Consider the following 10,213-nt stretch of genomic DNA (forward strand, 5'->3'; position numbering starts at 1 on the left):
CCATGAACGCGACGGCCAGCAGCGACACCATCATCGCCATCGCCAGCGGCGCCGCCGCGGGCGGTGTCGGCATCCTGCGTCTTTCCGGCCCGCTGTCGGCGTCCATCGCCCGTGGACTCGGCTGCCCGGCGCTGCGGCACCGCCACGCCCACTACGCGCGGTTCCGCGATGCGGCGGGCGAGGTGATCGACGACGGCATCGCGTTGTACTTCCCCGGCCCGCGCAGCTTCACCGGCGAGGACGTGGTGGAACTGCAGGGCCATGGCAGCCCGGTGGTGCTGCGCCAGCTGCTGGCGCGCTGCATCGAACTGGGCGCGCGGCAGGCGCGGGCCGGCGAGTTCAGTGAGCGCGCCTTCCTCAACGGCAAGCTCGACCTGGCCCAGGCCGAGGCCATCGCCGACCTGATCGCCGCCGGCGACGTGCGCGCCGCCCGCGCCGCGCGGCGTTCGCTCGAAGGCGTGTTCTCGCGCCGCGTCGAGGACGTGGCCGAGCGGCTGGTGCGGCTGCGCATCCACGTCGAGGCTGCCATCGATTTCGCCGACGAACCGTTGGATACCCTGGGGGGCGCGCAGGTACGTGCCGGCGTGGAGCAGGCGCGCGACTCGCTCGCTTGCCTGCTTGCCGATGCCGAGCGCGGGCGCAAGCTGCGCGATGGCCTGCACGCGGTGCTGATCGGCCCGCCCAACGCCGGCAAGAGCTCGCTGCTCAACGCACTGGCAGGCAGCGAGCGCGCCATCGTGACCGATATCGCCGGTACCACCCGCGACACCCTGCGCGAGACCATCCGCATCGATGGCCTGGAGCTGGAGCTGGTCGACACCGCCGGCCTGCGTGAAGGCGGCGACGCCATCGAACGCGAAGGCATGCGCCGTGCCCGCGCCGAGATGCAGCGCGCCGACCTGGCCATCGTGGTGCTGGACGCACGCGACCCGGAAGCGGGCCACCAGGCCATCGGCGACGCCGCGGCGCAGGCCGCGCGGCAGCTGTGGATATTGAACAAGTGCGACCTGCTGCCGCAGTGGCCGAAGCAACTGGACGAAGACGCGATCGCGATCTCCGCCGCCAGCGGGCAGGGCCTGGAGCAGCTGCACGCGCGCCTGCGCGAACTCGCCGGCGATGGTGCCGGCGAAGGCCAGCAGGGCGAATTCTCCGCGCGCCTGCGCCATGTGCAGGCCCTCGTCCGCGCCGCCGCGCACCTCGACGCCGCCGATGCGCAGCTGCGTTACGACCAGCTGGAACTGGCCGCCGAGGAACTGCGCCTGGCGCACGACGCACTGGGCGAAATCACCGGACGCATGACCGCCGACGACCTGCTCGGCCGCATCTTCTCCAGCTTCTGCATCGGCAAGTGACCGGCGGCCGGCATTGAACCGTTCATCCGTCGCCGGTTAGTCTTCGCCCCTGCCGCCGCGATGGCGGCCCCGAAGGAGTCCGGTCCAATGCGCCATTGATGCCCGCCCTGCCAGCCCGCGCTGGTGAGGCCTCGCGAAGTCCCGCTGCCGTCGGCAGCCGGGTGATCCGGGCATGGATGGAATGCAATGACCACGACTCCCTTCCTGACGCTTGAACGCGTCTCCTGGCAGCTGCCCGACGGCAGGCTGCTGTTTTCCGATCTGGACGAAACCTTCGACGCGCGGCCCACCGGGCTGGTCGGCCGCAATGGCGTGGGCAAGAGCGTGCTGGCGCAGCTGCTCGCCGGCCGGCTGGCGCCCACGCGCGGGCGCTGCCTGCGCTCGGGGCCGGTGGCGTGGCTGCCGCAGCAGATCGACGTGTCGCCCACCGCCAGCGTCGCCGACCTCGCCGGACTGGGTGATGCGCTGACGGCCCTGCGTCGCATCGAGCAGGGCAGCAGTGATGTCGCCGATTTTGAGGTGCTGGGCGAACGCTGGCAGCTGCGCGAGCAGTTGCAGACCGAGCTGGAACGGATGCAGCTGTGCGGGGTGTCGGCCGATACGCCGGCAAGCCGGCTCAGTGGCGGACAGCGCATGCGCGTGGCCCTGGCCGGCGCCTTCCTGTCCGACGCCGATTTCCTGGTCCTCGACGAGCCCAGCAACCATCTCGACGCGCAGGGCCGGCAACTGCTGCGCGAACAGTTGCGGCGCTGGCCGCGCGGCCTGCTGGTGGTCAGCCACGACCGCGCACTGCTCGGCGACATGCAGCGCATCGTCGAACTGTCGCCGCTCGGCCTGCGCAGCCATGGCGGCAACTACGCGTTCTACGCGGCGCGCAGCAGCGAGGAACGGCGCCTGGCAGCGGAAGCCCTGCAGCAGCGTCGCCATGAACGCCGCCAGGGCGAGCAGGCCCTGCGCGAGCAGCAGGAACAACGCGAGCACCGCGCCGCCCGCGGCAACCGGCAGGCCGCGCATGCCAACCAGGCGCCGATCCTGCTGGGCCGGCAGAAGCAGCGGGCGCAGGCCAGCGCCGGCAAGGCGCATCTGCAACAACTGCAGCAGCGCGAACGGCTGGACGAGCAGGTACGGCAGGCGGCAGCGGTGGTCGAAGCGGCCGCTCCCGTGGTGCTGCTGCCTGCTGCCGGTACCGGCAGCGCGCCCGAGCGCGTGGCGGTGCTGGAGGACGTGGTGTTGCCGTTCGTGGATGGCGCCCTGGCCAAGATCGATCTGCTGTTGCGGCGGGGCGAGCGGTTGGCGCTCACCGGCCGCAACGGCAGCGGCAAGTCGGTGCTGCTCAAGGTACTGGCCGGGCACCTGCGCCCCCTGCAAGGAGCGGTGCAGGTGAACGCGCCGCACGCCTGGCTGGACCAGCATCTGGCCCTGCCCGTAGCGGCGGCCCCGGCGATGGCGCAGCTGCGCCATGCCAACCCGTCAATGGCCGAAGCCGGACTGCGCACCCGCCTGGCGCTGCTGGGACTGGATGCCGCGCAGGCACAGCGGCCGGTGGAGGCGCTCAGCGGTGGCGAGCGCATGAAGCTGGCACTGGCCTGTGCCCTGTATGCGCAGCCGCCGGCGCAGCTGTTGCTGCTGGACGAGCCGGCCAACCACCTCGACCTGGACGCGATGCAGGCGCTGGAAACGATGCTGCGCGACTGGCCCGGCACGCTGCTGGTGGCCGCGCACGACGAGGCGTTCCTGCAGGGCATCGGCATCACCGGCCGCCTGCATGCCGATGCGGGGGGCTGGCGTCGATTGCCGCCCTGAATTCTGCACGAGCGCACTGCAGTGCGCGAAGAGGCATTCCCACCGATGGATCCGCGGGTTGTTGCAGAAGGATCTGCCAGCAAGCCCTGTCGTGCTATCAAGTGCGCTCCTGCCGGCGAGCCTGTCCAATGCCGGTCACATGCACCGCGCACACTCCCGCTTCTTTACCAAGATGGAAGCGGGAGCGGGCAGTGTTTGGCAGAGCGGTGATGGGTTTGGTGGCGGGCCTGTGCATGGCATCCTCGGCGGCAATGGCCGCTCCTTCCACCCCGCCGTTCGCGCATGTCTCAGTGTACGCGCACCGCGGCGCCAGCGCGCTGCTGCCCGAGCACACGCTGGCCGCCTACGCGCAGGCCATCGTCGATGGCGCCGATTACATCGAGCCGGACCTGGTCATGACCCGCGACGGGGTCATGGTGGCGCGGCACGAAAACGAGATCGGCGGCACCACCGACGTCGCCGCGCATCCGGAATTCGCAGCGCGACGCACTGCCAAGGTCATCGACGGCAAGCGCATCGAGGGCTGGTTCACCGAGGACTTCACCCTTGCCGAACTGAAGACGCTGCATGCGCGCGAACGCCTGCCGGAACTGCGCGGCACCGCGTTCGACGGCGAGTTCCGCATCGCCACGCTGGACGAGATCGTCGAGTTCTTGGTCCAGCAGGCGCGGCGCAGCGGGCGCGGCATCGGCCTGGCGCCGGAGATCAAGCACGGCAGCTATTTCCGCGGCATCGGCCTGCCGATGGAGGAGCGCCTGCTCGATACGTTGCGCGGCAATCCCTACACCAACGTCGCGCCGATCCTGGTGCAGTCGTTCGAGACCGCCAACCTGCGCCAGCTGCGCGCGCGCATCGGCAGGCAGTCGAACATCCGCCTGCTGCAGCTGCTGGATGATGCGCAGGCCATGCCTGCCAACGTGGCGCTGTCCGGTGGCGACCTGACCTACGCGAAGATGATGACGCCGGCCGGCCTGCGCGGGATCGCCGGCTATGCCGATGCGATCGGCGTGGAGCGCCGCACCCTGCTGCCGGTGGATGCGCAGGGCCGCTTGGGTGCGCCCACGCCGCTGATCGCCGACGCGCATGCCGCCGGCCTGCAGGTGGTGGCCTATACCTTCCGTCCGGAAAACCCGTTCCTGCCGCCGGCGCTGCGCCAGGGGCCGGCGGACGCACGCAACCCGCAGGGCTCGGTCGCCGAGATCCGCGCCTATCTGCAGGCCGGCATCGATGCCTTCTTCACCGACGATCCGGCGCTGGGCCGGCGCGCGGTGGATGGCGGAGAAGCGGCGCGCTGATCCCGTCCGCGCTTGCCGCCGGGCCGTGCCAGCGACGAACATCGTCGCCATGAAGGGAACGACGCTGATCGGCTACAGGTACGAGGAACGCGGCGACCTCCTGCGCATCCATTCGGCCAACCGGCTGCTGCAGGCCTTGCTGCTCCTGTTGCTGCTGGTGTGCATCGGCCTGCCGCTGCTGCTGCGGGGCGAGCTGGCGGGCAGGAGCGGTGGCGACATGGTGGTCGCGCTGCTGGCATTGATCGCCTTGCCGGCGCTCGGCGTGGCCTGCGCCTGGTACTTCCCCGTCCGCGAAACGCTGGAACTGGAGCGGGCGGGCTGGCGGGTCCAGCGCTGCCGGCGCAACCTCTTCGGCGGGCGGGCCCGGGTGGAGGAGGCCTTCGCGCTGGAAGACGGCGACCGCTTGCAGCTGCGCCGGACCGGCGCGGCATTCGCTCCGGTCCGGTTGTGGCTGCTCGGCCGCGATGGCGGCGCGCACCGGCTCAGCTTCGAAACAGTCGCGGTGCGCCCGGGCACCGCGATGACCGACGCATGGCTGCGGCGGATCGCCGCTCACCTTCGACTGGAATTGCCCAGCGAGATCGTCGGGTTGCCACCCCTGCAGCCGCAGGAAGCGCGGGCCCGGCCTGCGCTTTCCGCTCCCGCTGCGACAACGCCTGGCACCCGGCGCGACGAGGCTGATGCGATCGCACCGGGCATCCGCGCCGTGCTGGCCCTGCTGGGCTGTTTCCTGGCCGCGTTCGAAGCCACCCAGGCCTTCGCGCTGCTGCGCGCGATGTTCACCGGCACCCTGTACGCCAGCTTCTGGCGCGGGCGGATCCAGGCCCATCACTGGGACGGGCAGCCCGCATCGTTCCTGCTGCAGGCTTCGGTGGGGTTGGCGGAAATCCTGGTCGTCGGCGTGCTGGCCTGGGGCTGCCTGCGGCTGGCCTTGGCTGGACGGTTGCGGTAGCCGCTGCCTTCCCGGCACGGATTCCCTCAGGGTCCGCGACTCATCCGTCGCGGCGCGTGCGCGGCCGCAACTGCACGACCACTTCGTAGTCGCGGCCTTCGCGCGGCTGCCACAGTACCGGCACCTGGCCGGGCGAGGGCGGTTCCAGCTCGGCATCGGCCAGCGGTCCCGCCTCGTCTTCTTCCTCCTCGTCCTCCCAGCTGTAGCGCTTGCGCGGCGCCAGCGGGTCGGCATGGCGAAACAGCAGGGCGGCGATCACGCCGGCCGCGGCGCCGCCCATGTGCGACTGCCACGACACGCCCGGTTCATGCGGCAGCACGGTCATCACCATGCCGCCGTAGAACAGCACGCCGATCATGCCGGCGGCGATGGCGGCGCGGTCACGGCGCAGCAGGCCCAGCCCCAGTACCAGGAACATCAGGCCGTGGGTGAGGCCGCTGGCGCCCAGGTGATGGCTGCCGGGTTCGCCCAGCATCCACGCGCCGATGCCCGACCCCAGCCACAGCAGGGGCAGGGCGCGCAGGGTCGCCTTCGGGTAGACGCTGCCGGCCAGCGTGCCGAGGATCAGCAGCGCCGCCGCATTGGCGCCCAGGTGTTCGACCGAACCGTGCAGCAGCGGCGCGCCGAGCAGGCCCAGCAGGCCGGCGATGTCGTGCGGGCCCACCGACCACGGGCGCCAGTCCCAGCCGGTCTGCTGCAGCGCGAACACCGCCACCAGCAGCAGCACGAAGCCCAGACTCAGGTTGAAGGCACGCAGCACGCGGCGGCGGTCGCTGCGGTCGGTGGCCGGCGCATTGCCGGTATCGGGCGTGTTGGAAGTATCCATGGCTATCGGGATTGCGGCGCCCCGAAGTGAATGCAAGGGCGCCGCTTCGGGAAGCCGGTGTACCACCGGCGGGACAATCGCGAGGAGGCAGACGCCGCTTCAGGCCTTGTGCCCGTTCCTGGGCGGCAGCTTCAGGCTCAGCAGCATCGTCACCACCAGGATCGCCGCGACCACGCCCAGCGACACCGGCACCGGGATCTTGAACACGTCGATCAGCAGCATCTTGGCGCCGATGAAGCCCAGGATCACCGCCAGCCCGTACGGCAGCAGGTGGAAGCGGTCGGCCATGCCGGCCAGCAGGAAGAACATCGCGCGCAGGCCCAGCACCGCGAACACGTTCGAGGTCAGCACCACGAACGGGTCGGTGGTGATGGCGAAGATCGCCGGGATCGAGTCCACCGCGAAGATCACGTCGGTCACCGCGATCAGGATCAGCACCACGAACATCGGGGTGAACCAGCGCACGCCGTCCTTCTCGGCGACCAGGCGATTGCCGTTGTATTCGTGAGTGATGCGCAGGTGCCTGCGCATGAACTTCAGCGCCGGATTGTCGTCCAGGCTCGGTTCCTGGCCGGCGGCGAACCACATCTTCCAGCCGGTGAACAGCAGGAACGCGCCGAACACGTAGAGCAGCCAATGGAACTGGCTGACCAGCACGGTGCCGGCGAAGATCATCACCGTACGCAGCGCGATGGCGCCAAGGATGCCGATGATCAGCACGCGCTGGCGCTGCGTCTCAGGCACCGCGAAGTAGCCCATGATCAGCAGGAACACGAAGATGTTGTCGACCGCCAGCGCCTTCTCGATCAGGTAGCCGGTCAGGAACTGCAGGCCGATCTCGTTGGCCACCGCGGTGCCGGCGGTCTCGTTCAGGTAGTACCAGAGGCCGGCATTGAAGGCCAGGGCAAGGGCGACCCAGCCGATCGACCACAGCAGGGCCTCCTTGAAGGTCACCTTGTGCGGGCCGCCGTGGCGCATCAGCACCAGGTCGATCAGCAGGGCGGCGATGACGACGGCGATGAAGCCGCCCCAAAGCCAGGGATTACCGATTGTCTGGATCATGGGAGTTCCGGTCATGTGGAGGTTCTGGGAACCGCAAGGGCCAGGAACTGGACACGGAATCGGGGAGACCGGGGACAGACCTTCGCCAATGCGGCGAAGGTCTTGCTCACAGTTCCGTCGGCCGGAACTGCCGTTGCACCGGAGCCTTGCGGCTCGAACTGACGGCGACAACGTCTGGGAGCTACTCCCCTTCAGGCCCGGATAGTGCGGCCTGCCGCCTTTGCCGTCAATGAACGCGCGGCGGCGGCGGGTCGGCGCCCGTTACAATGGCGCCCATGAATACCCCCCTTCCCGTCGTACGCCTGAAGAACGCGTGGCGCTCCAGCCACCCGTGGATTTTCCAGAAGCTGGTCGAAAAGCCCGCCGCCAAGCCCAAGCCCGGCACCATCGTCGACGTGGTCGGCGTGGACGGGGAATGGATCGGCCGCGGCTTCTACAACGGCCATTCGCGCATCGCCGTGCGCATCCTGGAAACCCACCAGGACGTGGACGTGGACCAGGCCTGGTTCACCCGCAAGATCGCCGAGGCGGTATCGCTGCGCCGCGACGTGCTGAAGCTGGACGCGGTGTCCGACGCCTGGCGCGTGGTGCACAGCGAGGGCGACGGCCTGTCCGGCCTGGTGGTGGACCGCTACGGCGACCTGATTGTGGTCGAGTTCTTCGCCGCCGGCATGTTCCGCCACCGCGAGTGGATCTACGAGGCGCTGCGCACCCAGTTCCCGGGCTGTCGCTTCCACAGCTTCGCCGACGAGCACGTGCAGAAGCAGGAGAGCTTCGACTTCCACGGCAACACCACCACCGAGCCGGCAGTCATTACCGAGCATGGGGTGAAGTTCCGCGCCGACCCGGCCGGCGCGCACAAGACCGGCTTCTTCGCCGACCAGCGCGAGAACCGGCAGTGGCTGAGCCAGCTGGTCGAGGGCAAGAGCGTGCTCGACCTGTGCTGCAACACCGGCGGTTTCGCCGTCTATGCGGCCACGCGCGGCGCCAGCGAGGTGCTGGGCGTGGACATCGACCAGGACGTGATCCAGATCGCCAAGGGCAACGCGCGGCTCAACAACGCCAGGCCGAAGTTCGTGCAGGCCGACATCTTCCCGTGGCTGCGCGATGCCGCCAACCGCGGCGAGCAGTACGACGTGGTGATTCTGGACCCGGCCAAGATGACCCGCGACCGCGACCAGGTCATCAACGCGCTGAAGAAGTACCTGGACATGAACAAGCTGGCGCTGGGCGTGGTCAAGCCCGGCGGCCTGTTCGCCACGTTCTCCTGCACCGGCCTGGTGTCCGAAGAGCAGTTCCTGGACATGCTGCGCCGCGCGGCGTTCTATTCCGGCCGCACGATCCAGATCCTGAAGGTGGCCGGCGCCGGCCCGGACCACCCGTTCATGGCGCACGTGCAGGAATCGCGCTACCTCAAGGCCGTGTTCTGCCGCGTGGTGGATTGAGCGGGGCATCCCGGGGGAGCGGCAACGGCCGTTCCCATAGCGTACGGATCGGGAGCCATGCCCGACGGCTATGGCCGTAACAACGGCTGGCACTACCGGTACGCGACGCGGTGGCGGTATGGTCGTGGCCTTTCCCAAAAGCCGAGGCCCGCATGTCGCTGCGTCGTCTGTCCCTGCTGCTCGCCCTGGCGCTGGGCGCGCCGCTATCCGCCCAGGCCATCGAATTCACCCAGGCCGAACTGGCCCGTGCGACGGCGCTGCAGCAGCGCCTGCTGACCCTGGACAGCCACCTCGACACCCCGGCCAACTTCGCCCGGCCCGGCTTCGACATCCTGCATCGCCACGACCACAACGCGCTGTCGCAGGTGGACTACCCGCGCATGCTGGACGGCGCGCTCGACGGCGGCTTCTGGGCGATCTACACCGACCAGGGCGACCGCAGCGCCGCCGCGCACCTGGCCGAGCGCGACCATGGGCTGCAGCGCTTGATCGAGATCCGCGAGATGCTGGCTGCGCATCCGGACAGGTTCCAGCTGGCGCTCACCGCCGACGATGCGGCGCGGATCAAGGCCGCCGGCAAGCGCGTGGTCTACATCAGCATGGAGAACGGCAGCCCGCTGGTGGCCGATCCCTCGCTGCTGGGCTTCTACCACAAGGCCGGCCTGCGGCTGATGTCCACCGTGCACTTCGCCAACAACGAGTTCGCCGACTCGGCCACCGACCCCAAGGGTGCGGAATGGAAGGGCCTGAGCCCGGCGGGCAAGGCGCTGGTCCAGGAAGCGGTGCGGCTGGGCATCGTGATCGACCAGTCGCACGCCTCCGACGCGGTGTTCGACGACCTGGCGGCGATGCTGCCGGTGCCGTTCATCCTCTCGCACAGTGCGTCCAAGGCGGTGTTCGGCCATCCGCGCAACCTCGACGACGCGCGCCTGCGCCAGCTCGCTGCCAAGGGCGGCGTGATCCAGGTCAACGCCTACGGCGGCTACCTCGTCGACGAGACCCCCAGCGAGGAACGCAAGCAGGCCGAGGAAGCGCTCGAGAAGCAGCTCGGCGGCTGGGACGACATGCCGATCGACAAGGGCGTGGAACTGGCGCGGGCGATGGCCGAGCTGGACAAGCGCCTGCCGCGCCGGCGGGCGACGCTGGACGACTTCTTCGTCCATTTCGGCCATATCCTCGACGTGGTCGGCCCCGACCACGTCGGCATCGGCATGGACTGGGACGGCGGCGGCGGCCTGCCGGGCATGGCCGACATCACCGACCTGCCCAAGATCACCGCCTGGCTGCAGCGCCGCGGGCTGAGCGAGACGCAGATCGCCGCCATCTGGAGCGGCAACGTGCTGCGGGTGATGCGCCAGGCGCAGGACTACGCGGCGAAGAACGGCGCGAAGTAAGCCGCGCGGGAATCTCTCGTAGGAGCGGCTTCAGCCGCGATGGGGCTTTACCAGGAACCAGGCTTTGCTGGTAAAGCCCCATCG

8 protein-coding genes are annotated in these 10,213 nt (G+C 69.7%); 6 read left to right on the top strand and 2 right to left on the bottom strand.

What is annotated here, in order from left to right; genetic code table 11:
- Positions 1-2 precede the first annotated feature (2 nt).
- The 4 genes from mnmE (at position 3) to QMX80_RS03735 (ending at position 5,402) form a co-directional block, all read left to right on the top strand.
- On the top strand, positions 3-1,352 hold the full coding sequence (gene mnmE / locus QMX80_RS03720) for a tRNA uridine-5-carboxymethylaminomethyl(34) synthesis GTPase MnmE (protein WP_282275348.1): 1,350 nt from the start codon (positions 3-5) through the stop codon (positions 1,350-1,352).
- Positions 1,353-1,538: 186 nt separating this feature from the next.
- Positions 1,539-3,155 (top strand): ABC-F family ATP-binding cassette domain-containing protein, encoded by a 1,617-nt coding sequence (locus QMX80_RS03725; RefSeq protein ID WP_282275349.1) that lies wholly within the window; start codon positions 1,539-1,541, stop codon positions 3,153-3,155.
- Positions 3,156-3,364: 209 nt separating this feature from the next.
- On the top strand, positions 3,365-4,450 hold the full coding sequence (locus tag QMX80_RS03730) for a glycerophosphodiester phosphodiesterase (RefSeq protein ID WP_282275350.1): 1,086 nt from the start codon (positions 3,365-3,367) through the stop codon (positions 4,448-4,450).
- Positions 4,428-5,402, top strand: a complete 975-nt coding sequence (locus QMX80_RS03735; protein WP_282275352.1) for a hypothetical protein — start codon at positions 4,428-4,430, stop codon at positions 5,400-5,402. Before QMX80_RS03730 ends, QMX80_RS03735 begins: the two co-directional genes overlap by 23 nt.
- A 40-nt stretch (positions 5,403-5,442) precedes the next feature.
- On the opposite strand, the gene QMX80_RS03740 is transcribed toward QMX80_RS03735, so the two are convergent.
- Entirely contained in the window at positions 5,443-6,228 is a 786-nt protein-coding gene (locus QMX80_RS03740) for a rhomboid family intramembrane serine protease (RefSeq protein ID WP_055768713.1), read from the bottom strand.
- 99 nt (positions 6,229-6,327) lie between these two features.
- On the bottom strand, positions 6,328-7,287 hold the full coding sequence (locus QMX80_RS03745; RefSeq protein WP_282275361.1) for a TerC family protein: 960 nt from the start codon (positions 7,285-7,287) through the stop codon (positions 6,328-6,330).
- Between the two features lie 278 nt (positions 7,288-7,565).
- Here QMX80_RS03745 and QMX80_RS03750 point away from each other — a divergent pair, with 278 nt between their 5' ends.
- Complete coding sequence (locus QMX80_RS03750; protein WP_055768716.1) at positions 7,566-8,735, top strand: class I SAM-dependent rRNA methyltransferase; 1,170 nt, start codon at positions 7,566-7,568, stop codon at positions 8,733-8,735.
- 152 nt (positions 8,736-8,887) lie between these two features.
- A complete protein-coding gene (locus QMX80_RS03755; RefSeq protein WP_282275357.1) occupies positions 8,888-10,129 on the top strand; it encodes a dipeptidase in 1,242 nt (413 codons plus the stop codon).
- Positions 10,130-10,213 lie beyond the last annotated feature (84 nt).

The sequence above is a fragment of the Stenotrophomonas sp. PS02297 genome, assembly GCF_029959705.1.
Classification (GTDB): Bacteria; Pseudomonadota; Gammaproteobacteria; order Xanthomonadales; family Xanthomonadaceae; genus Stenotrophomonas; species Stenotrophomonas nitritireducens.

Coding starts and splice junctions, on each gene's coding strand:
- QMX80_RS03725 (WP_282275349.1), top strand. CDS start 1,539: ATGACCACGACTCCCTTCCTGACGCTTGAACGCGTCTCCTGGCAGCTG.
- QMX80_RS03750 (WP_055768716.1), top strand. CDS start 7,566: ATGAATACCCCCCTTCCCGTCGTACGCCTGAAGAACGCGTGGCGCTCC.
- QMX80_RS03740 (WP_055768713.1), bottom strand. CDS start 6,228: ATGGATACTTCCAACACGCCCGATACCGGCAATGCGCCGGCCACCGAC.
- QMX80_RS03755 (WP_282275357.1), top strand. CDS start 8,888: ATGTCGCTGCGTCGTCTGTCCCTGCTGCTCGCCCTGGCGCTGGGCGCG.
- QMX80_RS03735 (WP_282275352.1), top strand. CDS start 4,428: ATGGCGGAGAAGCGGCGCGCTGATCCCGTCCGCGCTTGCCGCCGGGCC.
- QMX80_RS03730 (WP_282275350.1), top strand. CDS start 3,365: ATGGGTTTGGTGGCGGGCCTGTGCATGGCATCCTCGGCGGCAATGGCC.
- mnmE (WP_282275348.1), top strand. CDS start 3: ATGAACGCGACGGCCAGCAGCGACACCATCATCGCCATCGCCAGCGGC.